The organism is Pseudomonas sp. HD6515 (assembly GCF_024971855.1).
Taxonomy (GTDB): domain Bacteria; phylum Pseudomonadota; class Gammaproteobacteria; order Pseudomonadales; family Pseudomonadaceae; genus Aquipseudomonas; species Aquipseudomonas alloputida.
In genome coordinates this window covers 5,251,805-5,278,471 of sequence record NZ_CP079827.1, presented here as the reverse complement: position 1 = coordinate 5,278,471, position 26,667 = coordinate 5,251,805, and the positions used below count along the sequence as shown (strand labels likewise).

Below are 26,667 nucleotides of genomic sequence, written 5' to 3'. Positions count from 1 at the left end.
TTCAGATGAAAAAGGCCTTGCGGTATTCGCCAGGTGTGGCCCCCAGGGCTTGGCGAAACCGGTTGCTGAAATGGCTGGCACTGGCAAACCCGCACAACAAGGCAATCTCCCCCAGCGGCATTACACCCAGCCGCAACAACTGGCACGCCCGGTGCAGCCGCCGGGCCAGCAGATATTGGTGCGGCGGGAGCCCGAAACTGGCGCGGAACATGCGCGCAAAGTGGTATGCGGACAGATTGCAGCGCAGCGCCAGCTCTTCCAGGGTGATGGGCTGATCCAGGTGTGCCTCGAGGTAGTCGACCAGCTGTCGGCGCAGGTTTGGCGCCAGCCCGCCTTTCAGGCGCAGGCCTTGGCGCAACCCGACCTGGCTGAGCAGCGCATGGTCAACGATCTCGTGCGCCAGGCTGCTGGCCAGCAGGCGCTCGCCGGGCTCGTCCCAGTCCAGCTGGATCAATTGACGGAAGCGGGCAGCCTGCTGCGGGTCGTCCAGAAAGGTCGCTTCCTGCAGTTGCAGCTCGCGCGGTTCCCGGTCGAGCAGGCGTACACAGCCCAGGGCGAACTGCGCCTCGCTGATATACAGGTGTGCCAGGCGGATCGCGCCATTGACGACCCAGTTCGATTCCTGCCCGGCCGGCATCACGCACAGCTTGTCGGGCGCACCTTTGTCGGCCGGGCGCTGGCGGCGGAAGGTGCCGGTGCCGTCGGCGATGTAGCACGACAGGGTGTGATGGCTAGGCGCCTGGTAGTCGCGCGCATCGTCACGGTTGCTCCACAACGCTGCCGCCAGTCCGTCGCCCAGGTGCGCGCTCAGCTCCAGCCTGGCGTTGGGCGAGGCATGCATGGCGTTGAACACTTGCAACTGGGTGAGTGGCGTCATTGGCGGTTCCTCTTGCCTGCCATCCTACTGCGCCCTGGATCGAGTGACAGCTACCGGCGCAAGAAAAGCGCAAGTTCGTGCAAGCAGACAGAGGCTGATCGAAAGAACACTGGTGATCCCTGTAGGAGCGGGTTTACCCGCGAAGCGCCGGGCACCGATTTCCAAAGGCCCAAGGAACCGCCACCATGAACCTGTCACTCTACCTGCTCACCGTCCTGATCTGGGGCACCACCTGGATCGCCCTGAAACTCCAGTTAGGCGTGGTCGCGATCCCGGTGTCGATCGTCTACCGCTTCGCCCTGGCCGGGCTGATCCTGTTTGCTTTCCTGTTGCTTACCCGCCGGCTGCAACCCATGAACCGCCGTGGCCACCAGATCTGCCTGGCCCAGGGCCTGTGCCTGTTCTGCGTCAACTTCATCTGCTTCCTCAGCGCCAGCCAGTGGATCGCCAGCGGCCTGATCGCGGTGGTGTTCTCCACCGCGACACTGTGGAACGCGCTTAACGCTCGTATTTTCTTCGGCCAGAAAATCGCCAGCAATGTGCTTGGCGGTGGTGCCTTGGGCTTGCTTGGCCTGGGCCTGCTGTTCTGGCCGGAGCTGTCGCATCACGCAGCCAGCCGCGAAACCCTGTACGGCCTTGGTTTAGCCCTGTTCGGCACGCTGTGCTTCTCGGCCGGCAACCTGCTGTCGAGCATGCAGCAGAAGGCCGGCCTCAAGCCGATGACCACCAATGCCTGGGGCATGGTCTATGGGGCGGTGATGCTGGCGGTGTTCTGTGTGGTCAGCGGCGTGCCGTTCAGCATGGAGTGGAATGCGCGCTATATCGGTTCGCTGCTGTACCTGGTGGTGCCGGGGTCGGTGATTGCCTTCACTGCCTACCTGACGTTGGTCGGGCGCCTGGGCCCGGAGCGGGCTGCTTACTGCACGGTGCTGTTCCCGTTGGTGGCGTTGAATGTGTCGGCGGTGGCTGAGGGTTACCAATGGACGGCGCCGGCCTTGCTCGGCTTGGTGGCGGTGATGGCGGGGAATGTGCTGGTGTTTCGCAAGCCCCGGCCCAGGGTGGCTGGGGGTGTTGTGGTAGCCAAATAGGTGATGGGTTGCCTGGGCCGGCCCTTTCGCGGGTAAACCCGCTCCTACAGGGCAGTGCACACCCTTTGTAGGCACGGGTTTACCCGCGAAGAGGCCAGCACAGGCATTCCAAATTGTAGGCGCGGGTTTACCCACGAAGGGGCCAGCACAGGCATTCCAAATTGTAGGAGCGGGTTTACCCGCGAAGAGGCCGGCCCAGGCACTCCAAAACGGTCAACCCTTCCACACCTGCGGGTTCACCAGGTCCCGCGGCCGCTCGCCCAGCAGCGCCGCACGCAGGTTGTCGATCGCCCGGTTGGCCATGGCCTCACGGGTTTCGGCAGTGGCCGAGCCAATGTGCGGCAAGGTCAGCGCATTGGGCAGCTTGAACAGCGGCGAGTCGCTCAGCGGTTCTTTCTCGTACACATCCAGGCCTGCGCCGCGAATGGTGCCCGCCTGCAGCGCCTCGATCAGCGCCGCCTCATCCACCACCGGCCCACGGGCAATGTTGATCAGGAACGCACTCGGCTTCATCAGCTTCAGCTCGCGGCTGCTGATCAGTTTGCGGGTGGCATCGGACAACGGCACCACGATGACCACGAAGTCGGCTTCGGCCAGCAACTGATCCAGGCTGCGGAACTGTGCGCCCAGCTCCTGCTCCAGCGCAGTCTTGCGGCTGTTGCCGCTGTACAGGATCGGCATGTTGAAGCCGAAGCGGCCGCGGCGTGCCACTGCTGCACCAATGTTGCCCATGCCGACGATACCCAGGGTCTTGCCATGCACATCGCTGCCGAAGTGGGCCGGGCCCACGGTGGCCTGCCAGTTGCCGGCCTTGGTCCAGGCATCCAGCTCGGCGGTGCGGCGGGCGCAGCCCATGATCAGCGAGAAGCCCAGGTCGGCGGTGCTTTCGGTCAGCACGTCGGGGGTGTTGGTCAGGGCGATGCCGCGCTCGTTGAAGTAGTCGAGGTCGTAGTTGTCATAGCCGACCGACACGCTGGACACCACCTCCAGCCTGGCCGCGCCTTCAAGCTGCGCCCGGCCGAGCTTGCGGCCAACGCCGATCAGACCATGGGCTTCAGGCAGGGCTTCGTTGAACTGGGCGTTGATGTCGCCGAGCTTGGGGTTGGGCAGAATCACGTTGAAGTCTTGCTGCAGGCGCTCGGCCATGGCCGGGGTGATACGGCTGAAGGCCAGGACGGTCTTTTTCATCGGGCAACTTCTCTGCTAGGCGGGGTGGGGGCTGTGCTGGCTTTTTCGCGGGCAAGCCCGCTTCTACGGGGGGCGCGGTGCCTTGCAGGAGCGGGCTTGCCCGCGAAGGGGCCGGAACAGGCGAAATCAATGGTTAGCAACCTACCATTGTCCGCCCCCGCAATGCAGCAGCTTTTTAGTTGGCGATCAGCACCTGATGGGTTTTCAGGTCTGCCTCATGCGCGGCAAGAATCTCTGGCAGCGAGTTGCGCAGGTACTCGACCCAGGTCTTGATCTTGGCATCCAGATACTGCCGCGATGGATAGATGGCATACAGGTTCAGCTCCTGCAGGCGATACTCGGGCAGCACGCGAACCAGGCTACCGTCCCGCAGGCCCTCGATAGCCGAATAGATCGGCAGCACGCCTACGCCCATGCCACTGCGGATCGCAGTCTTCATGGCATCGGCGGTGTTCACCATGAACGGCGAACTGGTGATGTTGACCATCTCTTGGCCTTCCGGGCCATCGAACAGCCATTTCTCCAGCGGTATGACCGGGCTGACCATGCGCAGGCAGGCGTGCTTGAGCAGGTCGGCAGGCTTGTGCGCCACGCCATGCTGGGCGATGTAAGCGGGCGAGGCACAGACAATGCTGTAGGTGATGCCCAGGCGCTGCGAAACGAACCCCGAGTCGGGCAGTTCGGTGGCCAGCACGATGGAGACGTCATAACCCTCGTCGAGCAGGTCGGGCACGCGGTTGGCCATGGTCAAATCGAAGGTCACGTCCGGGTGCGTTTCGCGGTAGCGGGCGATGGCATCGACCACGAAGTGCTGGCCGACCCCAGTCATCGAATGCACCTTCAACTGCCCGGCCGGGCGCGCATGGGCGTCGCTGGCTTCGGCCTCGGCTTCTTCGACGTAGGTAAGAATCTGTTCGCAACGCATCAGGTAGCGCTTGCCGGCTTCGGTCAGCGCAATGCGGCGGGTGGTACGGTTGAGCAGCCTTGTTTGCAGATGGGCTTCCAGATTGGAGACCGCCCGCGACACGTTCGCGGTGGTCGTATCCAGTTGCGCCGCAGCGGCAGTGAAGCTGCCGAGTTGGGCTACGCAACTGAAAGCACGCATGTTTTGCAGGGTGTCCATGGGTCACTCTCGAGGTAGAGGACAAAATTGTGTCACGAAGTAACTTAGAAAAGAGAAAAAGTTGCCTTCGACCAAAGGCGGATTATCGCTGTTTTGGTAACAAAGATTCGCAGGAATCTGTGCTTATCGCCAGTGCTGCTGCCCCCTAGAATTGCCCGGCCCCTTCACCTCTTCCTCGGGAAATCGCAGCTGTGCCGCGTCGCATCATCAGAACGCTCAAGGCGTTCAGTGCCTGTGCCCTTGCCCTCACCTTGAGCGGCTGTATCGGAACCTGGGGCATTGCCCCGCAAAGCAAGACGCTGCAAGCCAATACCTTGACCACCGATGCGGCCATTCGCGAAGCCGCGACCGACGCTCACTGGCCCGACCAGCAGTGGTGGCACGCCTATGGCGACCCGCAGCTGGACCGCTGGATTGCCCTGGCCGTGGCCGGTAGCCCGAGCCTGGCCATGGCTGCGGCGCGGGTTCGCGAAGCCAAGGCCATGGCCGGTGTGGTCGAGTCGGCGGAAAAGCTCCAGGCCAACGGCCAGGCAACGCTCAAGCGCCACAACTGGCCTGAAGACCAGTTTTATGGCCCCGGCGCGTTGTCGGGTGCCAACACCTGGGACAACAACGCCGCCATCGGTTTCAGCTACGCCCTTGACCTCTGGGGGCGCGAGCGCAATGCCAGCGAGCAGGCCGTGGACCAGGCGCACATGAGCGTGGCCGAAGCCCGTCAGGCGCAGCTGGAACTGCAGAACAATGTGGTGCGTGCCTACATCCAGCTGAGCCTGCATTTTGCCCAGCGCGATATCGTCAAGGCCGAACTGGAACAGCAGGAGCAGATCCTGGCCCTGGCCAAGCGTCGCCTGGATGCCGGTATCGGCACCCATTTCGAAGTCAGCCAGGCCGAAGCGCCGCTGCCGGAAACCCACCGTCAGCTCGACAGCCTCGACGAAGAAATTGCCCTGACCCGCAACCAGCTGGCCGCACTGGCCGGCAAGAGCCCGGGGGAAGGCGCGCAGTTGCAGCGCCCGGCCCTGGCCTTGGCCGCGCCGCTGAAACTGCCTTCGAACCTGCCCGCCGAACTGGTTGGCCAGCGGCCTGATGTGGTTGCCAGCCGCTGGCAGGTGGCTGCCCAGGCGCGTGGCATCGACGTCGCTCACGCCGGCTTCTTCCCCAACGTCGACCTGGTCGGCAGCCTGGGCTTCATGGCCACCGGCGGTGGCCCGCTGGAATTCCTGACCGGGCGCAAGTTCAACTACAACGTCGGCCCGGCCATCAGCTTGCCGATCTTTGACGGTGGCCGTTTGCGCTCGCAGTTGGGCGTGGCTTCCGCCGGCTATGACGTGGCCGTGGCGCGCTACAACCAGACTGTGGTCGGTGCGCTGAAAAACATCTCCGACCAGTTGATCCGCCGCGAGTCGATGAAAGAACAGTCGCACTTCGCCGCCGAATCGGTTGCTGCCGCGCAGAAAACCTACGACATCGCCATGGTCGCGTTCCAGCGCGGCCTTACCGACTACCTGAACGTACTCAACGCGCAGACCTTGCTGTTCCGCCAGCAGCAGGTGCAGCAGCAGGTGCAGGCCGCCCGCCTGATTGCCCATGCCGAGCTGGTCACCGCCCTGGGTGGTGGCCTGCAGGCCGGTCAGGATGCGCCGAAAGAGGAACGCCAGGCAGCGCCGAAGACCCCGGCCACCCTGGCCATTTTCGACGAGAAGCCGGATAACGCCGAATGAGCACTTCCAGTTTGCCCGTGCGCTGGCTGCAAAGCCTGGAATGGCGCCGGGGCTTCTTTGCCTGGGCGCGCACCGACGGCGTGACCTGGGTGTACATCTTCAAGGTGCTGGCCGCCGCGTTCATTACCTTGTGGTTGGCCATGCGCCTGGAGCTGCCGCAACCGCGCACGGCCATGATCACCGTGTTCATCGTCATGCAGCCGCAAAGCGGGCATGTGTTCGCCAAGAGCTTCTACCGGGTGCTGGGCACCCTGGCCGGCTCGGCGATGATGGTGGCGCTGATCGCCATCTTCCCGCAGAACACCGAGCTGTTTCTGCCCAGCCTGGCCCTGTGGGTGGGCCTGTGCTCAGCCGGTGCCATGCGCTACCGCACCTTCCGCGCCTATGGTTTCGTGCTGGCCGGCTACACCGCAGCGATGATCGGCCTGCCGGTGCTGCAACACCCCGACCAGGCGTTCATGGCAGCGGTATGGCGGGCGCTGGAAATCGCCCTGGGTATTCTGGTGTCGACCTTCGTCAGTGCCGCGATCCTGCCGCAGTCGGCCAGTGCCGCAATGCGCAACGCCCTGTACCAGCGCTTTGGCGTGTTTGCCGGGGTGGTGGTCGAGGCCCTGCGTGGCGACAGTCAAAAGGACCGCTTCGAGAGCAGCAACGTGCGCTTCGTGGCAGAGGCCGTGGGCCTTGAGAGTCTGCGCAACGTCACCGCTTTCGAAGACCCGCACATGCGCCGTCGCAGTGGCCGGCTGGTGCGCATGAACAGCGAGTTCATGGCCATCACCACCCGCTTCAATGCCTTGCACCGCTTGCTGGAGCGCCTGCGTGCCCGTGGCCCGCTGCAGATCGTCAGTGCCATCGAACCGGGCCTGAACACCTTGGTGGAGTTGCTGCAGCCCTATGTGGGCCGGGCGTTGACTGACGCCGATGCGCTGCGCCTGACCCTGGAGCTGGCCGCCTACAAGGAAGGCCTGCAGGCCCAGGTGCGGGGGCTGCGGGCTGAGTACCTGGCAACGGACCCCAGCGAATCCGACCTGCTCGATTTCCACACCGCGTTCGAGCTGCTGTACCGCTTCGTCGACGAGATGTTGAGCTACGCCGAAACCCATGCCTCGCTGGCCGCGCACAAGCACGAGCGCGAGCAGTGGGACGAGCCCTACGTGGCGCAGACCAGCTGGTTGGTATCGCTGGCGGCCGGTGTGCGCGCCTCGGCAGTGCTGTTGCTGCTGGGCAGTTACTGGCTGCTCAGCGATTGGCCCAGTGGCGCCATGATGACCCTGATCGCCACGGTCACCGTATGCCTTTCGGCGGCGTCACCCAACCCCAAGCGCATGTCGTTCCAGATGGCTTGCGGCACGGCCATCGGCGCTTTTGTCGGCTTCTTCGAAACCTTCTTCGTGTTCCCCTGGATCGACGGTTTCCCGCTGCTGTGCATGGTGCTGGCGCCTGTGTTCGTGCTGGGCGCGTTTCTTTCGTCGCGCCCTGCCTACGCCGGTTATGGCATCGGCCTGCTGGTGTTCTTCGCGATTGGTTCGGTGCCGAACAACCTCACCGTTTATGACCCGTACACCTTCATCAACGACTACATCGGCATGGTGATCGGCATGTTCGTCTGTGCCGCCGCCGGGGCGATCATCCTGCCGCCCAACAGCCGCTGGTTGTGGAGCCGCCTGGAGCAGGCATTGCGCGAGCAGGTGCTGTTCGCCATCAGCGGCCGCCTGCGCGGCCTGGGCTCGGCCTTCGAAAGCCGCACCCGCGACCTGCTGCACCAGGCCTATGGCCTGGCGGCCGGCAAGCCGCAGGTGCAAAGCCAGCTGATGGGCTGGATGTTCACCGTGCTGGAGATCGGCCACGCCGTCATCGAGCTGCGCAAGGAGCAAGCCCGCGCCCCGGTGCACCCGGCCTATGCCGAGTCGCAGCCCTGGCGCCAGGCAATCCGTGTCATGGGCCGTGCGCTGACCCGGCTGTTCCTGCAGCCCAGCGCCAGCAACCACGAGCGCGCACTGGTGGCAGTGGACCACGCCATCGCCCGCGTGCAGGCCACCGACGAGCCATTCGCCCGGCACTTCGACACCTCGGTGCTGCGCCGCGTGCAAAGCTACCTGCACTTCATCCGTACTTCCCTGCTGGACCCACAGTCGCCACTGGCACCGGCGAAAGGACTGCACCATGCCCCGTGAGATCGCCTTCCATGGCGTGTACATGCCCACCATGACTTTGATGTTCCTGTTTGCCCTGGGCCTGGCCTGGGGCCTGGACCGGTTCATTGCCAGCCATGATGGCTACCGCTTCTTCTGGCACCCGGCGCTGCTGCGCCTGAGCCTGTTCGTCTGCTTGTTCGGCGCCATGGCGCTGTCTGTCTACTGGTGAGAATCCTTCGATGAAAAAGTTCTTCAGCCTGATCGCCACCCTGCTGGTGCTGGTCGCTGCCGTGGCCATCGGTCGCCAGTTGTGGCTGCACTACATGACCACGCCATGGACCCGTGATGGCCGTGTGCGTGCCGACATCATCAACGTCGCTGCCGACGTGCCCGGCTACGTGGTGGATGTACCGGTCAAGGACAACCAGCGGGTGAAGAAGGGCGACCTGCTGATCCAGATCGACCCTGAGCACTACCAGTTGGCCGTCGACCAGGCCAAGGCACTGGTCGCCTCGCGCAAGGCCACCTGGGAAATGCGCAAGGTCAATGCCAAGCGCCGTGCCGACATGGACAACCTGGTGATCTCCAAGGAAAACCGCGACGACGCCAGCAACATCGCCAATTCCGCCCAGGCTGACTACCAGCAGGCCCTGGCCGAACTGGCTGCTGCCGAACTGAACCTCAAGCGCACCCACATCGTGGCCACGGTGGACGGCTACGTGACCAACCTGAATATCCACAAGGGCGATTATGCGCGTACCGGTGAAGCGGTGATGGCGGTGGTCGACGAGCACTCGTTCTGGGTTTACGGCTTCTTCGAGGAGACCAAGCTGCCGCATGTGAAGGTGGGTGACCAGGCCGAACTGCAGATGATGAGCGGCGAGCGGCTCAAGGGGCATGTGGAGAGCATCGCCCGCGGCATCTACGACCGTGACAACCCACAGAGCCGCGAGCTGATCGCCGACGTGAATCCGACCTTCAACTGGGTGCGGCTGGCGCAGCGGGTGCCGGTGCGCATTCACATCGATGAAGTGCCGGAAGGGTTTTTGCTGGCGGCGGGGACGACCTGTACGGTGGTGGTGAAGCCGAGTTCGCCTTGAGGTATACGTCGCCAGGCCGATCGAGCGCACCCCGCGCGCTGCCCGATCCGCTTGGCGACACCTCGCGCAACTCAGGCACTCGCTGCCCCCACCAACACCGGCACTTCGACCCGATCAATCACCTTCGCGCTGATCGACGGGTCGAGCAACCGCCCCAGCCGCGACAGGTGACGGTGGCCCATGATGATCAGCTCGCAACGCAGCGCCTGCGCCTTGGCGACAATCGCTTCAACTGGCAGCCCGGCCACCATGCAGCCCCGGCTGGCGAAGCCGGCTTGCTGCAGTTCGCGCACGGCCTCGGCTACGGCGTGGTCGGCATGCTGCTGTTCCTCGCAGGCGGCGGGGTATTCTTCCCGTTCCTCGGCGGTGTAGGGCGCGGGTTGCGCGTGCACCGCGAAGGTCGAATCGATGGCCAGCAGCACGTGCAGTTCGTGCTCGCCCGGGCGGCAGTAGCGGCGGGCGAGGGCAAGCAGGGCGGCAGATGCGGGGGAGGCGTCGATGGCGATCAGGACGGGGCTGGGCATGCGGGATCCTTGATGTATTTGGGGGGGCTGGGGCGGCCTCTTCGCGTAGACCAACGCAGGCGCGGGTTTACCCGCGAAAGGGCCGAACCTGCCATGCATCATTCTTGACCCAATCCTTTCCCTGAATAAATGGCCCACCACGCACAAGCGCATTGCGTCCGGTGCAATCCATCAACCTGATACCATCACATTTCCCACAGCTGTAACGGAAAACGGCAATGCAACTTCCGGACATGAACCTGCTTGTCGCCCTCGATGCCTTGCTCGACGAGGGCAGCGTGGTTGGCGCGGCGCAACGCATGAACCTGAGCCCGGCCGCCATGAGCCGGACCCTGGGGCGTATCCGCGAAGCGCTGGGTGACCCGATCCTGGTGCGGGCCGGCCGTGGCCTGGTGCCGACGCCGCGTGCGCTGGCCTTGCGCGAGCAGGTGCATGGCCTGGTGGAGCAGGCCGGGCAGGTATTTCGCAGTCGCGACGATGTCGACCTGGTGAACCTGGACCGTGCCTTCAACATCCGCACCAATGACCTGTTCATCGCCCTGTATGGCGCTCAGTTGTTGCGCATGATGCTGGCCCAGGCACCGCATACGGTGCTGCGTTTTGTGCCGGAGGGCAGCGGCGACGATGATGCGGTGCTGCGCAATGGGCAAATCGACCTGATCATCAGTTCAGCCATTGAACTGGGCCCCGAAATCAAGGTTCAGAGCCTGTTCAACACCTACTTCGTGGGCTTGGCGCGTGAAGGGCACCCGGTTTTCGATGACGAGATCACCCCTGAGCGCTTCGCCGCCTACCCGCACATCAGCGTGTCACGCCGTGGCCGTGCCAATGGGCCTATCGACGTGGCACTGGCCAATTACAAGGTGGAGCGCCGGGTAGCGCTGATCACGACGAGTTTTCACTCCGCGATGTTTTCGCTGCCGGACTCGGACCTGATCTTGCCGATACCCGCCAATATCCTGAACAGTGTGAACAGGCTGAAACTGCCATTGAGGTCCTTCGAGATCCCCGTGCCACTGGAAAAGGTCAATGTCATGCAGGCATGGCACCCGCGGTTCGATAACGACCCGGCCCATCGCTGGCTGCGGCAGACGTTGAAGGCGTGCGGCAGGATGGACCCTTGAGGCGTATGGCACGTGCGCATCCGTTGCCCGATTGCGTTTGACGCAATATAAAACTGCCAACAAGTCAGTTTTCGTAAGCATTCGACCTTTTTAGACTTGCTCCAGTCGCAAATTTGTTGCCGGAGATGTCTGCCCATGAGTTCCCTGTCCGCCCCGTCTGCCGCCATTGCCGCCGCCCCCGCGCCGGCTGCGCCCGTGCAGGCGGCGTTCGGCCTGCAGGTAGTGGTCGGGTTGTTCGGTGTATTGCTGGCTGTGCTGTGCGCCGGCCTCAACGAGTCGGTAACCAAGATTTCCCTGGCCGATATCCGCGGCGCCCTGGGCATCGGTGCCGACGAAGGTGCCTGGTTGCTGGCGGTGTACAGCGCCGCTTCGGTCTCGGCCATGGCCTTTGCGCCGTGGCTGGCGACGACCTTCTCGCTGCGCCGCTTCACCATGAGCGCTATTGGTCTGTTCGCCGTGCTTGGCCTGCTGCAACCGTTCGCCCCCAACCTGCACAGCCTGATGTTGCTGCGTGTACTGCAGGGCTTTGCCGCTGGCGCGTTGCCGCCGATGTTGATGAGCGTGGCCCTGCGCTTTTTGCCGCCAGGTATCAAGGTCTATGGCTTGGCCTGCTACGCCCTGACCGCCACCTTCGGCCCCAACCTCGGCACGCCACTGGCGGGGCTGTGGACCGAATACGTCGGTTGGCAATGGGCATTCTGGCAGATCATCCTGCCCTCGCTGCTGGCCATGGTCTGCGTAGGCTGGGGGCTGCCGCAGGACCCGCTGCGCCTGGAGCGTTTCAAACAGTTCGACTGGCGGGGCGTACTGCTGGGCCTGCCCGCCATCAGTTGCACTGTGCTGGGCCTGTCGCTGGGCGACCGCTGGGGTTGGTTCGACTCGCCGCTGATCTGCTGGCTGCTGGGCGGTGGCCTGCTGTTGCTGGTGTTGTTCATGTACAACGAGTGGTCCGAGCCGTTGCCGTTTTTCCAGTTGCGCTTGTTGCAGCGGCGCAACTTGAGTTTCGCCTTGGTGACCCTGGCCGGTGTGCTGATCGTGCTCTCGGGTGTGGGCAGCATCCCGTCGGCCTACCTTGCGCAGATCCAGGGCTACCGCCCAGCGCAGACCAGCCCGTTGATGATGCTGGTGGCCATGCCGCAACTGATCGCCCTGCCGCTGACGGCGGCACTGTGCAACATCCGCGCAGTGGACTGCCGCTGGGTGCTGGGCATTGGCCTGGCGATGCTGGCGGTGTCCTGTGTTGGCAGCAGCCTGCTGACCAGCGAGTGGATCCGAGGCGACTTCTACCCGTTCTACCTGCTGCAGGTGTTCGGCCAGCCGATGGCAGTGCTGCCATTGCTGATGCTGTCCACCAATGGCATGACCCCGCAGGAGGGCCCGTTCGCCTCCAGCTGGTTCAACACCGTCAAGGGCCTGGCCGCCGTCATCGCCGGTGGCCTGCTGGATGTTCTTGGCACCCTGCGCCGGCATTTCCATTCCAATCACCTGGTGGACAGCCTGGGCAACGCCCCGCTGGTCGACGGCAACGCCGCTGGCCTGGCCAAGCGCATTCACGACCAGGCGCAGGTATTGACCTCGGCTGACCTCTATCTGGTGCTGGCCTGTATCGCCGTGGCCCTGATCTGCCTGATTCCTTTCGTGCCTACCCGGGTCTATCCACCGCGTGCGGTGGCTTGAGCCCTGGATGATTTCGAGAACCATTGAAATGACCAACAACCGCAAAACCCTTTTCATCGGCTCGGTGCTGGCCGTGGCCGTCCTGGCCGGCATCGTCGGCCCCTGGATGTTTGGCAGCGATCACCGCCAGAGCACCAATGACGCCTATGTGACCGCCGACTACACCGTGGTCGCGCCCAAAGTCGCCGGTTTCATCAAGCAAGTGCTGGTGGAAGACAATCAGCAGGTCACGGCTGGCCAGTTGCTGGCGACCATCGACGCGCGTGACTACCAGGCCGCGCTGGATGCTGCGCAGGCGCAGTTGCTGGTAGCCCAGGCACAAAGCGCCGATGCCCGCGCCACGCTTGAACGCCAGGACGCGCTGATTGCCCAGGCCGAAGCGGCAGTGAAGGCGGCCCAGGCTGAAGCGGCGTTCGCCGACCATGAAGTCAACCGCTACAGCCGCCTTGCCGAGCAGGGCGCGGGCACCGTGCAGAACGCCCAGCAGGCGCGCAGCGCGGTCGATCAAGCCCGTGCTCGCCTGGCCAACGCTCAAGCTGCGCGGGTGGCGGCGCGCAAGCAGGTAGACATCCTCACGGCTCAAGTGGCCAGCGCCGATGGCCAGCTCAAGCGTGCCGAAGCAGGCCTGGAAAAGGCCCAGCTCGATCTGTCCTACACCCGCATCACAGCGCCGGTGGACGGTATGGTCGGCGAACGCGCCCTGCGCGTGGGGGCCTACGTCAACCCGGGCGCTCGCCTGCTGTCGGTGGTGCCGTTGCAGCAGGCCTATGTGGTCGGCAACTTCCAGGAAACCCAGCTGACCCACGTACAGCCGGGCCAGCCGGTGCGCATCAGCGTCGACACCTTCTCCGGCGAAACCCTGCAAGGCCATGTGCAAAGCATTGCCCCGGCTACCGGCGTAACCTTCGCCGCAGTCAAGCCAGACAACGCCACCGGCAACTTCACCAAGGTGGTGCAGCGCATTCCGGTCAAGATCGTTCTCGATGATGGCCAGCCACTGCTCACCCGCCTGCGTGTGGGCATGTCGGTCGAAGCCACCATCGACACGCGTGGCGACAAGCTGGACGGCAAAGAGGTAAGCGCGCGATGAAACCGGGATTACGCTTGAGCCCTTTGCTGCTGGCTGTGCTGCTGACCGGTTGCACCCTGGGCCCGGATTTCCTGCGCCCAGATAGCCAGGCCCCGCAGCAGTGGGCGCCGCTGCAAGGCGAGGCGGCGGCCAGCCAGCCGCAGGCCGAACCGCTTGAACTGCGCTGGTGGGAAACGTTCCACGATGCCCGCCTGAGCGCTTTGATCCAGCGCGTTGCCGAACGCAACCTCGACCTGCAGATGGCCAGCGCGCGGCTGCTGCAAAGCCGTGCCCTGCGCAGTACCTTGGCTGCCGACGAAGTACCGTCGGTGGACGTGAACGCCGGTTACAGCCGCGCTCGTAACAGCGCCGATGGCTTGAGCGATCCGTCCGGCAAAGCCGGGAAAGAAGCCTTCAACCTCTGGCAGGGCGACCTGGTGGCCGGTTGGGAACTGGACCTGTGGGGCCGTGTGCGGCGTCAGGTCGAGGCTGCCGATGCCACGGTCGAAGTGGCCGAGAATGACCGCCGCGGTGTGCTGTTGGCACTGCTTTCGGAAACCGCCGGCAATTACATCCAGCTGCGTGCCGTGCAGCACACCCTCGATGTGACGCAGGATAACCTCAGGGTCGCCCGGCACAGCCTGAAGCTGTCCCAGGACCGCCAGGCCGAAGGCGTTGCCACACGCCTGGATGTGGCCCAGGCCAGCGCCCAGGTCGCTTCTATCGAAGCGCGCCTGCCAAGCCTGGAAGCGCGGCGTGATGACCTGATCAATGCCCTCAGCCTGCTCGCTGCCGAGCCGCCGCGCAGCCTCCAGGCCGAATTGCTGCCAGGCGGCGAGCTGCCTGCGCCGCAGCAGAAGTTTGCCATCGGCTTGCCGTCCGAACTGGCCGAGCGCCGCCCGGACATCCGCCAGGCCGAGGCCCGCCTGCATGCCGCTACTGCCAGCATTGGCGTGGCCAAGGCGGATTTCTACCCGAGTATCCGCCTGTCGGGCAGTGTCGGCTTCCAGGCGATGCAGCTGTCGGATTTTGGTGGCTGGGATTCGCGCCGGTTCGCCTTCGGTCCACAGATGTCGCTGCCAATTTTCGAGGGCGGCCGGCTCAAGGGCACCTTGGAACTGCGCGAGGCGCAACAGCAGGAAGCCGCGCTGAACTATCGCAAGGTGGTGCTGGGGGCCTGGCATGAAATCGACGATGTGCTACGCCTGTACAACGCCAGTCAGTTGCGCCGTGATCACCTTGCCGAGGCCGTGCGGCAAAACCGTATCGCCCTGGAAACCGCCCAGCGCCAGTATGTGGAAGGGGCGGTGGACTTTCTCAATGTGCTGACGGTGCAAGGCGCGCTGCTGGCCAGCGAGGAGCAATGGATCGACAGCTCGGCGGCGGTGTCGCAGGCGCTGGTGGGGCTTTACAAGGCACTGGGCGGTGGCTGGCAGGCGTTTGACGAGCAGCTGCCGAATGCTCACAGCTAGGGAGGAAGCACAGAGTTTGAAGGGGTGGATTGCGGTCCATGGCTTTATTCTTTGCAGGCTGCACCGGCCTCTTCGCGGGTGAACCCGCTCCTACACGGCGGTCTGTGTCCAACCACCGATGTGTGTCCACCACCGATCTGTGTAGGAGCGGGTTTACCCGCGAATACGGTAGCAGCGTCAACGGTGAACGGCGGGTGGAGATTGGCCAGCAGGGCCGGCCTCTTCGCGGGTGAACCCGCTCCTACACGGCGGCCTGTGTCCAACCACCGATGTGTGTCCACCACCAATCTGTGTAGGAGCGGGTTTACCCGCGAATACGGTAGCAGCGTCAACGGTGAACGGCGGGTGAAAATTGGCCTGCAGGCCCGGCCCTTTCGCGGGTACAGGCAGGCGATCACTCAGAGCGGGCGCAGCAGGCCAAAGCGCTTGCGCAGCGCCCAGTCCAGCAACCGCCGCGGCAGCAACCGTGCCATCAGCGGCAAGGCTGTACTGCCATTCCCCAAACGTACCACTGCGGGCGCCGGCGACTTGCCGACTGCTGCCAGCACGCCTTGGGCAAATACCGCCGCCGACGTTGGCTTGTCCTGCGATGCCCGCGCCCGCGCCTGCACATGCTCACGCAAAGGCCACCACGCCGAGTCGACCGCCAGCACCTGCTCAGCCTGGCGCTGGGCATTGCTGGCGAACTGCGAGGCAATTGCACCCGGCTGTACTTCCATCACCTGCACACCGAACGGCGCCAACTCCAGGCGCAAGGCATCGCTCAGGGCATGCACAGCCGCCTTCGAGGCGCAGTACGCGCCGGCGAATGGCGTGACCAGCACGCCCGATACACTGCCGATATTCACCACCAGACCGCGTGAGCGGCGTAGCAGCGGGAACAGCGCCCGGGTAACGCCGACCACGGCGAAGACGTTGGTTTCGAACTGCTGGCGCAGGGCGTCGACGCCACCATCGAGCAGTGGGCCCATGGCACCGTAACCCGCGTTGTTGATCAGGATATCGAGGGTTTGCAGTTCCTCTGCCAGGCGGGCCAGTGCCTCGCCGTCGTTTACATCCAGCTGCCGGGCCGTGTAGCCGGCGGCACTCAGTTGCTCGACATCCTCAGGCTTGCGGGCGGTGGCCCAGACATGGTGGCCCGCATCGCGGAAGGCGTCGGCCAGGGCGCGGCCGATGCCGCTGGAACAACCGGTGATCAGGACGGTGGGCATGGTAGGGGCCTGTTGTCATGGAGGATTGGTTGTTGCCTGTGCCGGCCTCTTTGCGGGTCAACCTGCCCCTACACCCTGCAGGAGCGGGTTGACCCGCAAAGAGGCCGGCATAGGCAACACATCAATTGGCAAATGTACCTTGCAGGTGCTCTACCCGGAATTCCAGGGTCTGCGGCCGATAGCCGGAACGCAGCGGCGGCAATGGCAGGCAGTCTTGCCACTCGGCCCCCGGCTGCAATTCACCTGGCCCTCGGTATCGCGGTGCATTGTAGGTGTTCTCGGCCAGGTTCACGGTATCGCCCGGTGCGTACGCCGCCACGCGCCAGCGCAGTTCGGTCAGCGGCACGTCGTTGCCGTTCTTCATGCGTACCTGCAGGGCACGGTCGGCGGGACAGTGTTCGGGGGCGTAGGTCAGGCGCAGGTCCAGGCGTGCCAGTCGACTGCTTTCGCGGCTGTCTTGCCAGACCACGAACAAGGCCACCAGGCCCAGGCCAAACACGGCCGCCAGGGAGATGGGAAGAGCCTTGGCTGGGTAACGCAACAACAACACCAGCCAGGTGAGGATCAGCAGGGCACCGATCAGCATCGCGTAATCGCCTCATTCGCGCGCAGGGATGGCTACAGCCTATCTAAAACCCAGCGGTCAGGTAACCGGTGAGCAACTATGCCAGAAGCCAGACCTGGCAATACTGCGAGTAGTGGAAAGGGTACATCCATTCTAGATTCCGCCATGCCTAATCAAAAGGAGCATGGCCATGAGTGACACATCGGTTGAGCAAAAACCTGTGCAAGAAATGAAAAAAGCGCCTGCCAAGGGCACTGTTACGGCTATCATCAGCCTTGCGGGTCAAAGAGAGGATTTCGTTTCGCAGGGCGTGGATTTCGGGACCACTGAACAAAACGCGTGGTTGTATGCGTACAAGGGGCAGGCCGATGATGCGGACGTCTACATTGACTTCGACCTGCAGTTACAGGCGGGCGTGCGGGATGTCGTTATCGGGGGGGAGGCGAACCGGGCGCTTGTTCACAAGCGCGGCACAACCTATGGCGGCTATGCGAAATCCGGACGTATCCGGAAACTCGAGATGACCGCCACAAGCATCAGGGCTGAATCCTTCGAATTTGAAGGGGAGGATGATTTGCAGCGACCTTTCAGGGTGGTGGGTGGCCCATTCGACATCTCCGTCATAGCCCCGACCCTTGAATGAGCAGCTCGCCCCTGGTCAGCCCAGGGACGAGCCAGCATTTACTGCGCGATGGTCTTCACCGAAACGCCGCGCTCGATGGGTGTGGACGTGCGCCCATACACATCCTCGAAGCGCTCGATGTCATCCTCGCCCAGGTAGCTGCCGGACTGCACTTCGATGATCTCCAGCGGGATCTTGCCCGGGTTGCGCAAACGGTGCACCGAAGCGATGGGGATATAGGTCGACTGGTTTTCGGTCAGCAAGAACACGTTCTCGTCGCAGGTCACCTCGGCGGTACCGGATACCACGATCCAGTGCTCGGCGCGGTGATGGTGCATCTGCAGCGAGAGGCTGGCGCCCGGCTTGACGGTGATGTGCTTGACCTGGAAGCGGCCGCCCATGTCCACCGAGTCGTACGAGCCCCACGGGCGATACACTTCCAGGTGGTTCTGGGTTTCCGTGCGGCCCTGTTCGTCGAGGGTCTTGACCATCTGCTTGACGCCCTGGACCTTGTCCTTGTGGGCAATCATCATGGCATCCTTGGTCTCGACCACCACGATGTTCTCCAGGCCGATCACCGACACCAGTTTGCCGTTGCCGTGGATCATGCAGTTGCGGCTGTCTTGAACCACCACGTCGCCCTTGGTGACGTTGCCGTTGTCGTCTTTCTCGTGCACTTCCCACAGCGACGACCAGCAGCCTACATCGCTCCAGCCGGCCGACATCGGCACCACGCAGGCACGCTGGGTTTTCTCCATCACCGCATAGTCAATGGAGTTGTCCGGGCAGCAGGCGAAGGTGGCTTCGTCGATGCTCAGCACATCGCCGTCTTCCTGGCTGCGCTCCAGCGCCAGTACGCAGGTATCGTAGATGTCGCCGTCGTGCTTTTTCAGCTCTTCGAGGAAGCGGCTGGCGCGGAACAGGAACATACCGCTGTTCCAGAAGTAACCACCGGCCTGGACGAACTCGGCCGCGCGTTTTTCGTCGGGCTTCTCGACGAACTGCGCAACCCGCGCCACGCCTTCGGGCAGCAGCGCATCCTGGCTGGAACGGATGTAGCCGTAGCCGGTTTCCGGCTTGGTCGCCGGCACGCCGAACAGCACCATCTCGCCACGCTCGGCGGCCACGGTGGCCAAGGCCAAGGCACGTTGCAGGGCTTTCTGGTCCTCGATCACATGATCGGCAGGCAGCACCAGCATCAGCTCGTCGCGGCCTTCGTTGACCAGCTTCATGGCAGCCATGGCCACGGCCGGCGCGGTGTTGCGGCCGAACGGTTCCATGAGGATGCCTTGGGTTTCCAGCTTCAGTGCGGCCAGTTGCTCCTGGACGATGAACTTGTGGTCCTTGTTACAGACCACGATCGGGGTGTCCATGCCCTCGAATACAAGGCGCTCGATGGTTTGCTGGAACAGCGTGTGCTCACCGGTCAGGGCCAGGAACTGTTTGGGGAACTGCTTGCGCGACAGAGGCCACAGACGGGAACCGCTACCACCAGAAAGAATTACCGGGATCATCATGTTTCTCCAATAGTCGTTGAGAGGCAGGGGAATCAGTTGCTAGCCACGGGGCGAGTTACCCACACCGGCGACAAGGCGTTGCCGGAACCCGTTACGTACAGCACTGCGGCTTCGCCGCGCTCCAGGGCGACGGGTTTCACGTCACCCACTTTCTTGTCTCCTTGGTACAGCGCCAGGTTGACCTTGACCGGGTTGATTTCGCGTTCGCCACGGCCGTTGGCGGCCACCGGCTTGACCACTTCGGTCTTGCCGTCGGCGGTTTTCAGGGTCAGTTGCTGGTCGCTCAGGTTCTGCACGCGCACCAGGGCTTTCTGCTTGTTCTTGAACGGTGGTTCTTCGATCAGCTTCGGGCTGCCGCTGTTGCTGTTGACCAGGGTGTAGTACTTGTCCGAGGCCAGCTTGACCGGCACGCTCTTGCCGCCGACCTGGGCGGTGTAGTCGCCGCCTGGCAGGAAGCTGAAATCGCTGCTGGCCTGTGCGCCAACCTGTTTGATCTGGGTGTTGCCGACCGACGCGGCGGCGGGTGCGCTGGTCGCGTTGTACAGGCGTACGAAGGTCGAGCCTTTCGGCGCACTTGGGCCATACAGTGCGGCGTCGGCACCGGCGAAGGCCTGCATCGAAGCAAGGGAAAGGCCGGCCGCGAGGGTGAGGGCTTTGGCAATGGAAGTCTTGGTAGTCATGTGCGTTTCCTCTCTATCAGTCAGTGGTCTGTCCGGGTGGACGACAAGGCCAGGTTTTCTTCGGATTTACGGGAGTTTTTCAGCTGCGCGATCCACTGCGGATCGAAGCTGCTGAGGTCGTTTTTCATTGGCAGATAACGTTCGGGGAATTCCCACACCACCACTTGTGGTGCGGCGTTTTTAAAGGCATCGCTTTGCAGGTACTTGAGCATCGGCAGCAGCGGGCCATGGCCGTCTTCGGCGTAGTTGGCGACGTCACTGCGCAGGGCCTGCTGCAGCGCGCCGAGGAAGTTCCAGTGCGGGTTGGCGCTGTAGCTGGTGCCTACCAGTGCAACCGGGATCTGCTTGTCGGCGAACAACGCGTCGCTGGCGTCACCCTCGGCATCGACCGGCCGGGTGGTGCGTTTCTGCAGGTTGTCCGGGGCCGGCAGCAGGTTGCTGAACAAGGGGTCCAGTGGCAGGAAGTTGGTCAGGTCGCCCTTGTAGGGGGCGGTGTTGCCGGCTTCGGTGATGAAGGCTTGTGGGTCGCCGTTGAGCAGGCTCTGGCGGCTGACCGCTTCGGCCAGCGCCTGCGCCGCCACTTCGGCACCCATAGGCGTCCAGTGGGTATCGGTACGCAGGAATACCTGGCCGCGGGCCTTGGCCTGCTCCATCGGTGCCATCAGGTCCGGTGCGAACACGTTGGCCTGGCGTGCCTGGGCATGGAACTGGTTGTACAGGTCGTCATGCAGGCTGGCAGGCCGCTCTTTGCCCAGGTACTCGGCGTAGACCCGTGCCTTGGCCGGCACGATCGCCAGCACCAGCTGGCTACCGTGTTGCTGCAGGGTGTCGCGTACGCCACGGATCAATGCCAGGTTTTCCTGCATCAATTGCTCGGCACCGGCGGTGGGCTTGAACTCCTCGTCGCTGAACAACCACTGGTCGCGGCCCAGTACCACACCTGGGCGGCCTTCGTTGAACAGTTTGAAGTCCATGGCCGCCCACAGGTTGGTGCCCAGGCGCTTGATCGGGAACTCGGCGTCGTAGTGGGTCTCGGCGGCCTTGGCCAGCTTGCCGTTGAGCAGGGTCATCTGCTCGGTGCGCTGGAAACTCTGCAGGCCACCGGTGGACCAGGCGCCCATGCCGACCAGCAGGCCGAGGAACGACAGGGAATAGGTGATGCGTAATGTCCGGGTCATGGTCATCAACCTCAGAACTGGAAGTAAAGGAACGGCGAGTAGCTTTGCGCCGAAAGCTTGAGGATCGAGGCGACGAACAGCAGCAGGATCAGTGCGCGGGTCATCACCCGGGTCCAGTCCAGGCCGATCGAGCCGTCAGCGTTGACCTGCACCGGGGTCGCCTTGGGCGTCGGCCTGGCATTGCGGTAGAAGTCGCGCAGGCCGAAGAACGCCAGGGTGAGGTAGGCGATGACCAGGGTGGCCACCTGCAGACCGGTGAGCTGGGCGCGGTTGAGCTCCGACAGCTGCCAGTCGCCGAAGCTGAACATGGCGCCGTAGATACGGGCGGCCACCTGCAGGTTTTCGGCGCGGAAGATCACCCAGCCGACTACCACCAGCAGGAAGGTGAAGGCCCACTTCACCGGGTTGAAGCGCTGCGGGTTGGTGTCGAGGCCCAGCGCGCGCTCGATGGCCAGCCACATGCCGTGCCAGGCGCCCCAGATGATGTAGGTGAAGTTTGCACCGTGCCACAGGCCGCCCAGCAGCATGGTCAGGAACAGGTTGCGGTAGGTATTGAAGGTGCCTTTGCGGTTACCGCCCAAGGTGATGTACAGGTAGTCGCGCAGCCAGGTCGACAGGCTGATATGCCAGCGCCGCCAGAACTCGGTGATCGATTGGCTGATATAGGGCTGCTTGAAGTTTTCCATGAAGCGGAAGCCCATCATCAGGCCCAGGCCGATGGCCATGTCGCTGTAGCCGCTGAAGTCGAAGTACAGCTGTGCGGTGTAGGCCAGGGCGCCGAGCCAGGCATCGCCCGTGGTGGGGTTTTGCAGGGCGAAGCAGTGGTCGGCGACCACGGCCAGGGTGTCGGCGATGAACACTTTCTTGATGAAGCCCTGCATGAAGCGGGTGCAGCCTTCGGAGAACTTGTCCAGCGTGTGGGTGCGGTTGTTGAACTGGTCGACCAGGTCCTTGAAGCGCAGCACGGGGCCTGCGATCAGGTGCGGGAAAATCGCCACGAACGCTGCGAAGTCGATCAGGTTGCGGGTAGCCGGGGTGTCACCGCGGTATACGTCGATGATGTAGCTGATTGACTCGAAGATGTAGAACGAGATACCGATCGGCAGCAGCACGTGGGTCAGAATGAATGGCTCCAGGCCAAACGACGTCATGATCGCGTTCAGGCTGTCGACGCCGAAGTTGGCGTACTTGAAGTAGCCGAGGATCGCCAGGTCGACACCCACGCCGAGCAGCAGCCAGCGCTGCGCCGGCTTGGTGCGCACACCGGCGGCACCGACTTTCAGGCCGATCCAGTAGTTCCACAGGGTGACGCCGGCGAACAGTGCCAGGAAGTCCACCCGCCACCAGGCGTAGAAGATGTAGCTGGCGACCAGCAGCAGCAGGTTGCGATAACGTTGCCCGCTCAAGTAGTACAGGCCGAGGAAGATCGGCAAGAACAGGAACAGGAACACGTTGGACGAGAAGACCATCCCGGTTCTCCTAATTTGTTCACAGCATCCAGGGCAAAGCGCCCCCCAAACCCCCCACGAAATGGTGGGAGATACCTAGTCCCCCGTAGGAGCGGGTTTACCCGCGAATGAGGCCGGCACAAGGCACCGCAGATGGCAGGCCCGGCCTCTTCGCGGGTAAACCCGCGCCTACAGGGATGGTGTTACTTTTTACGCTCTGCACTCGGGTCATAGACCCGGGTCACATCGCCCCCCAGCCGGAAGCTGTTGAACGGCTGCATGTCGTGCTTGCGCTCAAGCGTGTCGCCGACGCAGTGGTACAGCGCACACCAGGGCTCAAGCCAGGAGTACTTGCTGTCGACCTTGAGGTCGGTCATGTCCTGTTTCTTGCCCGCGCGCGCCTTGAAGTGGCTGGGATCGCGGGCGCCGGCCAGCACGCCTTCACCCAGGCGCTGCAAGGCGAAGTTGTTCTCGGCGCGCAGGTCGACGCCATTGGCCTGGGCGAAGCTGGCAATCATCGCCAGCGGCGGCAAGGCGTAGTTGTGATAGGCCAGCGCGCGCTGCTTGCGCTTGATTTCGTTGGGCAGGAAGCCTTGGTCATCCACCTGGTTGGCGCCCACCTTGTATTCCTTCACGGCCCAGTCGAACAGGTCGCGACGGTCGGTGGCGACGGCGGTAGCCATGACCGACCAGGCCGCCCAGTAGCTGTGGTTGTTGATCTTTTCCAGCGGCAGGTCGCTCCAGTCACGCACAGTCTGCTCGGCCAGGCGGTTGAGCCATTTTTCGATCAGGTCGGCCTCGGCCTGGTGTGCCGCCAGCGGCTGCGAGTTGGAGAATTTCAGCCGCAACCATGAACCGCTCATGCTGCCCAGCGCCCATTTGCGCATCGACTTGCCGGTATGGTTGTAGTCGGTGGACAGCAATGCACCGGCGCGTGCCCAGGTACCCAGCCAGGTCAGGGTGCAGTCGAGTTGCGCCGGGCGGCCGTCGCGCATGTACTGGCCGACCATCTTGCTCACGCCTTTCTCCAGCGTGGTGATGTCTTCGGTCGACGTGCGGAAGGCCTTTTCCGAGGCTGCGTTGAGCGTTGCCCGTGCCTTGTCCGAGCCTTCGTACTTGCTGCGAAACTGCAGCGGGCCGGTGTATGGCTTGGGCGCCGCTTCGCAGCGGAAGTTACCCTCACCGGTCTTGAGCTTTTCGATCCCCTGGTAGTAACCCTGCGGCGGTACCAGCGCGGCGTGCGCGGCACCGCCAAACAAGGCCAACGCGAGCAGGGCGGGGCTGGAAATTCGCTTGAAAATGGTCATGGGTCGCCTCACTGGCCAGCCTGCGCGGTCTGCGCAGGCACGGCGAAGTTGTTGCGTTTGCAGAGCTTGGCTTCGACCTTCTGGGTGCCGCTTTCCGGCCCTTGTACCTCGAACGCCAGCAGGCTCTGGCTGGCCCAGTCCTCGTCTTCGCGCATCTGGAAGACGAAGCGGCCGTCGGTGTCGGAGGTTTCCGGTTTTTCCAGCTTGATGTCCTCATGGCGGCCGTTGAGGTACCAGAGGGTGGCCTGCAACACCTTCACCGAGGGGTCTTCGAACTTGACGTCCATCTGCAGGTTGCGGTTGATCAGGTCTTTGATCACGCCGCCCTTGCCGTTGACCATCAGCTCGTTCTTGCCAGGCTTGAGGGTGGCGCTGGCGCTCATCAGGGCCGGGCGGTCGTCGCAGCCGTCGTCGAGCAGGCCAAGGATTTGCCGCCAGATGGTTTCCTGGTCCAGGCGGTACAGCGGGGAGAATTCCCAGATCAGGATCTTCGGCGGGTTCTTCTGGAATTCCTCGCTGCCCAGGTACTGGATCATCGACCCTTCCAGGCCACCGCCTGGGAAAGCGACGTTGAGCACGTCGGCGCCGATGTATTGCTCGAGGAAGCCCGAGAAGTTGTAGTTCTTGCCGCTGTGGCTGGTACCGACCAGGGTGATCTGCGCATTGCCGCTGTCACCGAACAGGTCGTCGCCACCGCTCGCGCCTTTCGGCTCGGTGGCGAACTGGTCCATGTACTGGACGGCGTAGCTGGTGCCGCACAGTTGGCCGGCAACGTTGTGCAGGGTGCCGGTCTTGCCCATGCGCCCGGACTTCTTCGTCTCGAATTCCTTGCGCGGGATGCCTTCGAAGGCCGGCATCTTGTGCACGGTGTCGGCCACGATCTTCGCCGCGCGCTCGGCACCGTACGGCGTCCAGTGCTGGTCGCCACGGAAGTAGAAGTCCTTGCCCTGGTCAGCGGCGGCCAGTTGCTCGTTGGTCAGCGGTGACAGGTCGGGCACGTTGTAACCCATGCTGGCGAAGCGCTTGAGCATGGCCTGGTAGTTGCCCAGGGCCTTCTGGTAGTCGAACGCGGCTTTTTCGGCCGGGTTGAGCATGTTGCGGTTCACCAGGCCGCGGGTCGGCTGGTACACCACCACCAGTTCCACGCCACGTTTCTTGAACGCGTCGTGCACTTGCTGCAGGCGTTTGTAGCCGGCTGGGGTGGTGTTGAACTCGGTGCGCAGGTCTTCGCGGGTGCGGAACAGCCAGTCGCCCTGGGCCTGCACCAGCGTGGTGAAGTTTTGCTGATAGCGGGTGGTGTAGCGGCTGGCATCGTGCGCTTCAGGGCACAACTGGCAGCAGGGCTCGGCGTTGAAGGTCGGGGCCTTGACGTCTTCGGCGCGCACGCCCTGGCTGATTGCCAGAAGGGCGGCGGACAGGCCCAGCAGTTTCATCAGGTGTGGAGTCATGGTCTGGGCTTCCTTAATCGATCATTTCGGTCTGGCGTTCGACCGGGTCGATCAGCACAGCCTTCTGCTGGCGTACCAGCAGGTCGAGGATTTCGTCCTGGCGCTCACCCAGCACACCATTGAGGCTGATGCCGCTGGCCTTGCGCGGGGCGAGCATGGACACCTTGTACAGCTCGACCGACAGCGGCGAGTCGATCGACAGCGGGCCGGAGCCGTTGGCCGACAGCTCGCCACCCACCACGATCAGCGACACCTTGGTGTCGAACGGGTCGAGGGCGATGTCGCGGTCGGTGTCGGACAGGTCCTTGATGTGGCCGTATACGCCGACCAGGCCGTTGGCCATGGCGACGTTTTCGTACAGGCGGATGTTCACGCTGTTACGCACGCGGATGCCGTGGCGGCGGTTGTTGACCAGCTTGTTGCCCCAGATCAGGTTGTCGCCGCTTTCGTACAGGGTGATGCCGTCGGTGTGGTTGCGGTAGATCTCGTTGTAGGCCACCAGGTTGTTGACGCTGTTACGGTCGATCACCACCCCCGAGAGCTTGTTGTCGTAGCTCTTGTTGTTGATGATCCAGCTGTCGTTGACCTCACGCGAAACGATGATGCCGTGCTTCTTCTTGGTGCCGTACACCGTGTTGCCGGCGATGATCAGGCGATGCGAACGGTCGTGCGGGTCGATGCCGTAGACGATGTTGTCGCGGTAGGTGCTGTCCTTGATCACGAAGTCCTGGGTTTCGTAGCAGTAGAAGCCGTACCACATGTCGCTGAACTCCGAACCGATGATCCAGCCGGTGGGCTCCGGGCGGCCCATGCGCTTGGCCATGTTCGGCGTGTACTGCGAGATGCTCACGCCATACGACTTGGACTTGGCGTAGCCGAAGCTGGCCATCTTCGTATTGACGATATAGGTCTCGGTACCGCCCCAAGACAGCAGAAACGGGCGGAATTCCTTGGGCGAGCGGAAGGTCGCCGGGCCGTTGTCCTTTTCCCGCCAGCCGGTCACCTGGGTGTCGGTTACGAACAGCTTGCCGTCATTGACCAGAAAAGCGCCGCCCTCCTGGGACAGGCGCAGCTGTTTGACCTTGCCGTCGATCTCGAGGATGCCCTTTTGCCCGACCACGATCGGCAGGCGTGCCAGGTAAACCCCAGGCTCGACTTCGCTGAAGTACTGTTTGGGTACCTTCTTGCTCAGCTCGGTCAGGTCGACATGGCCGTCATCGACGAAAATCGCCTGCGGGATGCCGTGCTGGCGCTGCACCCACTCGGCGGCTTTGTTGTCGCCGCCGACGAACTCCTTGAGGGTGTCCTCCTGGAACATACGGCGCAGGCTGACCTTGCCCTTGTGGCGGCGGTCGATTTTCTTCTGCACCGCCTCGGCCGTGAAACCGGTGAGGTCGGGCAACTTTGGCGGGTCCATCTGCAGCGGCTCGATCGGTGCGCTGGCCACCGTATAGGTCTTGGCCTGCTGCAGCTCCTTGGCGATCACCTGGGGCTCTGCGGCAGTGGCCAGGCCGCTTGCCAGCAGCAAGGCACTGGCCAACAGGCTGTGACGTAAGTGCGGGTGAAGGTTCATCACGGTCAGTCCCCTACCGG

The 26,667-nt window shown here is 63.5% G+C and carries 23 protein-coding genes; 10 read left to right on the top strand and 13 right to left on the bottom strand.

Going from position 1 to position 26,667, the window contains the following annotated elements:
* Window position 1: 1 nt before the first annotated feature.
* Window positions 2-877: a helix-turn-helix domain-containing protein gene (locus tag KW568_RS24420; protein WP_004575359.1), complete on the bottom strand. Its 876-nt coding sequence runs from the start codon at window positions 875-877 to the stop codon at window positions 2-4.
* Between the two features lie 185 nt (window positions 878-1,062).
* Here KW568_RS24420 and KW568_RS24415 point away from each other — a divergent pair, with 185 nt between their 5' ends.
* Complete coding sequence (locus tag KW568_RS24415) at window positions 1,063-1,965, top strand: DMT family transporter (protein WP_004575358.1); 903 nt, start codon at window positions 1,063-1,065, stop codon at window positions 1,963-1,965.
* A 213-nt stretch (window positions 1,966-2,178) separates the two neighbouring features.
* On the opposite strand, the gene KW568_RS24410 is transcribed toward KW568_RS24415, so the two are convergent.
* A complete protein-coding gene (locus KW568_RS24410) occupies window positions 2,179-3,153 on the bottom strand; it encodes a D-glycerate dehydrogenase (RefSeq protein ID WP_003251708.1) in 975 nt (324 codons plus the stop codon).
* A gap of 175 nt (window positions 3,154-3,328) precedes the next feature.
* Window positions 3,329-4,276 (bottom strand): LysR family transcriptional regulator, encoded by a 948-nt coding sequence (locus tag KW568_RS24405; RefSeq protein WP_003251712.1) that lies wholly within the window; start codon window positions 4,274-4,276, stop codon window positions 3,329-3,331.
* 191 nt (window positions 4,277-4,467) lie between these two features.
* Between KW568_RS24405 and KW568_RS24400 the strand changes: the two genes are divergently transcribed.
* Genes KW568_RS24400 through KW568_RS24385 form a run of 4 tightly spaced genes read left to right on the top strand, consistent with a single transcriptional unit; the run spans window position 4,468 to window position 9,232 of the window.
* A complete protein-coding gene (locus KW568_RS24400) occupies window positions 4,468-5,997 on the top strand; it encodes an efflux transporter outer membrane subunit (RefSeq protein WP_259537031.1) in 1,530 nt (509 codons plus the stop codon).
* Window positions 5,994-8,171, top strand: a complete 2,178-nt coding sequence (locus KW568_RS24395) for an FUSC family protein (RefSeq protein WP_003251716.1) — start codon at window positions 5,994-5,996, stop codon at window positions 8,169-8,171. Before KW568_RS24400 ends, KW568_RS24395 begins: the two co-directional genes overlap by 4 nt.
* Entirely contained in the window at window positions 8,161-8,361 is a 201-nt protein-coding gene (locus KW568_RS24390; RefSeq protein WP_003251718.1) for a DUF1656 domain-containing protein, read from the top strand. Before KW568_RS24395 ends, KW568_RS24390 begins: the two co-directional genes overlap by 11 nt.
* 10 nt (window positions 8,362-8,371) lie before the next feature.
* On the top strand, window positions 8,372-9,232 hold the full coding sequence (locus KW568_RS24385) for an HlyD family secretion protein (RefSeq protein WP_004575355.1): 861 nt from the start codon (window positions 8,372-8,374) through the stop codon (window positions 9,230-9,232).
* A 71-nt stretch (window positions 9,233-9,303) separates the two neighbouring features.
* On the opposite strand, the gene KW568_RS24380 is transcribed toward KW568_RS24385, so the two are convergent.
* On the bottom strand, window positions 9,304-9,756 hold the full coding sequence (locus tag KW568_RS24380; protein WP_212628081.1) for a universal stress protein: 453 nt from the start codon (window positions 9,754-9,756) through the stop codon (window positions 9,304-9,306).
* Window positions 9,757-9,974: 218 nt separating this feature from the next.
* Here KW568_RS24380 and KW568_RS24375 point away from each other — a divergent pair, with 218 nt between their 5' ends.
* The 4 genes from KW568_RS24375 (at window position 9,975) to KW568_RS24360 (ending at window position 15,098) form a co-directional block, all read left to right on the top strand.
* Window positions 9,975-10,880 (top strand): LysR family transcriptional regulator, encoded by a 906-nt coding sequence (locus tag KW568_RS24375; protein WP_003251728.1) that lies wholly within the window; start codon window positions 9,975-9,977, stop codon window positions 10,878-10,880.
* 135 nt (window positions 10,881-11,015) lie between these two features.
* Window positions 11,016-12,557 carry an MFS transporter gene (locus KW568_RS24370; RefSeq protein ID WP_003251730.1) on the top strand — a complete coding sequence of 514 codons (1,542 nt, stop codon included), beginning with the start codon at window positions 11,016-11,018 and terminating at the stop codon, window positions 12,555-12,557.
* Window positions 12,558-12,585: 28 nt separating this feature from the next.
* Window positions 12,586-13,647 (top strand): HlyD family secretion protein, encoded by a 1,062-nt coding sequence (locus KW568_RS24365; RefSeq protein WP_003251732.1) that lies wholly within the window; start codon window positions 12,586-12,588, stop codon window positions 13,645-13,647.
* On the top strand, window positions 13,644-15,098 hold the full coding sequence (locus KW568_RS24360; protein ID WP_003251734.1) for an efflux transporter outer membrane subunit: 1,455 nt from the start codon (window positions 13,644-13,646) through the stop codon (window positions 15,096-15,098). The genes KW568_RS24365 and KW568_RS24360 overlap by 4 nt, the downstream gene beginning before the upstream one ends.
* 398 nt (window positions 15,099-15,496) lie before the next feature.
* On the opposite strand, the gene KW568_RS24355 is transcribed toward KW568_RS24360, so the two are convergent.
* Window positions 15,497-16,309: an SDR family oxidoreductase gene (locus KW568_RS24355; RefSeq protein WP_003251736.1), complete on the bottom strand. Its 813-nt coding sequence runs from the start codon at window positions 16,307-16,309 to the stop codon at window positions 15,497-15,499.
* A gap of 121 nt (window positions 16,310-16,430) precedes the next feature.
* Window positions 16,431-16,895: a hypothetical protein gene (locus KW568_RS24350; protein WP_003251738.1), complete on the bottom strand. Its 465-nt coding sequence runs from the start codon at window positions 16,893-16,895 to the stop codon at window positions 16,431-16,433.
* A gap of 169 nt (window positions 16,896-17,064) precedes the next feature.
* On the opposite strand from KW568_RS24350, the gene KW568_RS24345 reads away from it, so the two are divergent.
* Window positions 17,065-17,517 (top strand): hypothetical protein, encoded by a 453-nt coding sequence (locus KW568_RS24345; protein WP_259537021.1) that lies wholly within the window; start codon window positions 17,065-17,067, stop codon window positions 17,515-17,517.
* Between the two features lie 38 nt (window positions 17,518-17,555).
* Here the strand turns inward: KW568_RS24345 and KW568_RS24340 are convergent, their stop codons facing one another.
* The 7 genes from KW568_RS24340 to algG form a co-directional block, all read right to left on the bottom strand.
* Window positions 17,556-19,010, bottom strand: coding sequence for a mannose-1-phosphate guanylyltransferase/mannose-6-phosphate isomerase (locus tag KW568_RS24340; RefSeq protein WP_233690289.1), 1,455 nt, complete (start codon window positions 19,008-19,010; stop codon window positions 17,556-17,558).
* A gap of 35 nt (window positions 19,011-19,045) precedes the next feature.
* Window positions 19,046-19,693 (bottom strand): alginate O-acetyltransferase AlgF, encoded by a 648-nt coding sequence (locus KW568_RS24335; RefSeq protein ID WP_003251744.1) that lies wholly within the window; start codon window positions 19,691-19,693, stop codon window positions 19,046-19,048.
* A 20-nt stretch (window positions 19,694-19,713) separates the two neighbouring features.
* Window positions 19,714-20,871, bottom strand: a complete 1,158-nt coding sequence (locus tag KW568_RS24330) for an alginate O-acetyltransferase (protein ID WP_060546536.1) — start codon at window positions 20,869-20,871, stop codon at window positions 19,714-19,716.
* Window positions 20,872-20,882: 11 nt separating this feature from the next.
* A complete protein-coding gene (locus tag KW568_RS24325) occupies window positions 20,883-22,340 on the bottom strand; it encodes an MBOAT family protein (RefSeq protein ID WP_173881112.1) in 1,458 nt (485 codons plus the stop codon).
* 182 nt (window positions 22,341-22,522) lie between these two features.
* Complete coding sequence (locus KW568_RS24320; RefSeq protein WP_004577144.1) at window positions 22,523-23,626, bottom strand: mannuronate-specific alginate lyase; 1,104 nt, start codon at window positions 23,624-23,626, stop codon at window positions 22,523-22,525.
* Between the two features lie 8 nt (window positions 23,627-23,634).
* On the bottom strand, window positions 23,635-25,074 hold the full coding sequence (locus KW568_RS24315; RefSeq protein WP_019752509.1) for an alginate O-acetyltransferase: 1,440 nt from the start codon (window positions 25,072-25,074) through the stop codon (window positions 23,635-23,637).
* Between the two features lie 13 nt (window positions 25,075-25,087).
* Complete coding sequence (algG, locus tag KW568_RS24310) at window positions 25,088-26,647, bottom strand: mannuronan 5-epimerase AlgG (RefSeq protein WP_003251754.1); 1,560 nt, start codon at window positions 26,645-26,647, stop codon at window positions 25,088-25,090.
* Window positions 26,648-26,667 lie beyond the last annotated feature (20 nt).

What these genes read in the sequence shown, in the direction of transcription:
- KW568_RS24420 (WP_004575359.1), bottom strand. Translation starts at nt 877, where the DNA reads ATGACGCCACTCACCCAGTTGCAAGTGTTCAACGCCATGCATGCCTCG.
- KW568_RS24415 (WP_004575358.1), top strand. Translation starts at nt 1,063, where the DNA reads ATGAACCTGTCACTCTACCTGCTCACCGTCCTGATCTGGGGCACCACC.
- KW568_RS24410 (WP_003251708.1), bottom strand. Translation starts at nt 3,153, where the DNA reads ATGAAAAAGACCGTCCTGGCCTTCAGCCGTATCACCCCGGCCATGGCC.
- KW568_RS24405 (WP_003251712.1), bottom strand. Translation starts at nt 4,276, where the DNA reads ATGGACACCCTGCAAAACATGCGTGCTTTCAGTTGCGTAGCCCAACTC.
- KW568_RS24395 (WP_003251716.1), top strand. Translation starts at nt 5,994, where the DNA reads ATGAGCACTTCCAGTTTGCCCGTGCGCTGGCTGCAAAGCCTGGAATGG.
- KW568_RS24390 (WP_003251718.1), top strand. Translation starts at nt 8,161, where the DNA reads ATGCCCCGTGAGATCGCCTTCCATGGCGTGTACATGCCCACCATGACT.
- KW568_RS24385 (WP_004575355.1), top strand. Translation starts at nt 8,372, where the DNA reads ATGAAAAAGTTCTTCAGCCTGATCGCCACCCTGCTGGTGCTGGTCGCT.
- KW568_RS24380 (WP_212628081.1), bottom strand. Translation starts at nt 9,756, where the DNA reads ATGCCCAGCCCCGTCCTGATCGCCATCGACGCCTCCCCCGCATCTGCC.
- KW568_RS24375 (WP_003251728.1), top strand. Translation starts at nt 9,975, where the DNA reads ATGCAACTTCCGGACATGAACCTGCTTGTCGCCCTCGATGCCTTGCTC.
- KW568_RS24370 (WP_003251730.1), top strand. Translation starts at nt 11,016, where the DNA reads ATGAGTTCCCTGTCCGCCCCGTCTGCCGCCATTGCCGCCGCCCCCGCG.
- KW568_RS24365 (WP_003251732.1), top strand. Translation starts at nt 12,586, where the DNA reads ATGACCAACAACCGCAAAACCCTTTTCATCGGCTCGGTGCTGGCCGTG.
- KW568_RS24360 (WP_003251734.1), top strand. Translation starts at nt 13,644, where the DNA reads ATGAAACCGGGATTACGCTTGAGCCCTTTGCTGCTGGCTGTGCTGCTG.
- KW568_RS24355 (WP_003251736.1), bottom strand. Translation starts at nt 16,309, where the DNA reads ATGCCCACCGTCCTGATCACCGGTTGTTCCAGCGGCATCGGCCGCGCC.
- KW568_RS24350 (WP_003251738.1), bottom strand. Translation starts at nt 16,895, where the DNA reads ATGCTGATCGGTGCCCTGCTGATCCTCACCTGGCTGGTGTTGTTGTTG.
- KW568_RS24345 (WP_259537021.1), top strand. Translation starts at nt 17,065, where the DNA reads ATGAGTGACACATCGGTTGAGCAAAAACCTGTGCAAGAAATGAAAAAA.
- KW568_RS24340 (WP_233690289.1), bottom strand. Translation starts at nt 19,010, where the DNA reads ATGATCCCGGTAATTCTTTCTGGTGGTAGCGGTTCCCGTCTGTGGCCT.
- KW568_RS24335 (WP_003251744.1), bottom strand. Translation starts at nt 19,693, where the DNA reads ATGACTACCAAGACTTCCATTGCCAAAGCCCTCACCCTCGCGGCCGGC.
- KW568_RS24330 (WP_060546536.1), bottom strand. Translation starts at nt 20,871, where the DNA reads ATGACCCGGACATTACGCATCACCTATTCCCTGTCGTTCCTCGGCCTG.
- KW568_RS24325 (WP_173881112.1), bottom strand. Translation starts at nt 22,340, where the DNA reads ATGGTCTTCTCGTCCAACGTGTTCCTGTTCCTGTTCTTGCCGATCTTC.
- KW568_RS24320 (WP_004577144.1), bottom strand. Translation starts at nt 23,626, where the DNA reads ATGACCATTTTCAAGCGAATTTCCAGCCCCGCCCTGCTCGCGTTGGCC.
- KW568_RS24315 (WP_019752509.1), bottom strand. Translation starts at nt 25,074, where the DNA reads ATGACTCCACACCTGATGAAACTGCTGGGCCTGTCCGCCGCCCTTCTG.
- algG (WP_003251754.1), bottom strand. Translation starts at nt 26,647, where the DNA reads ATGAACCTTCACCCGCACTTACGTCACAGCCTGTTGGCCAGTGCCTTG.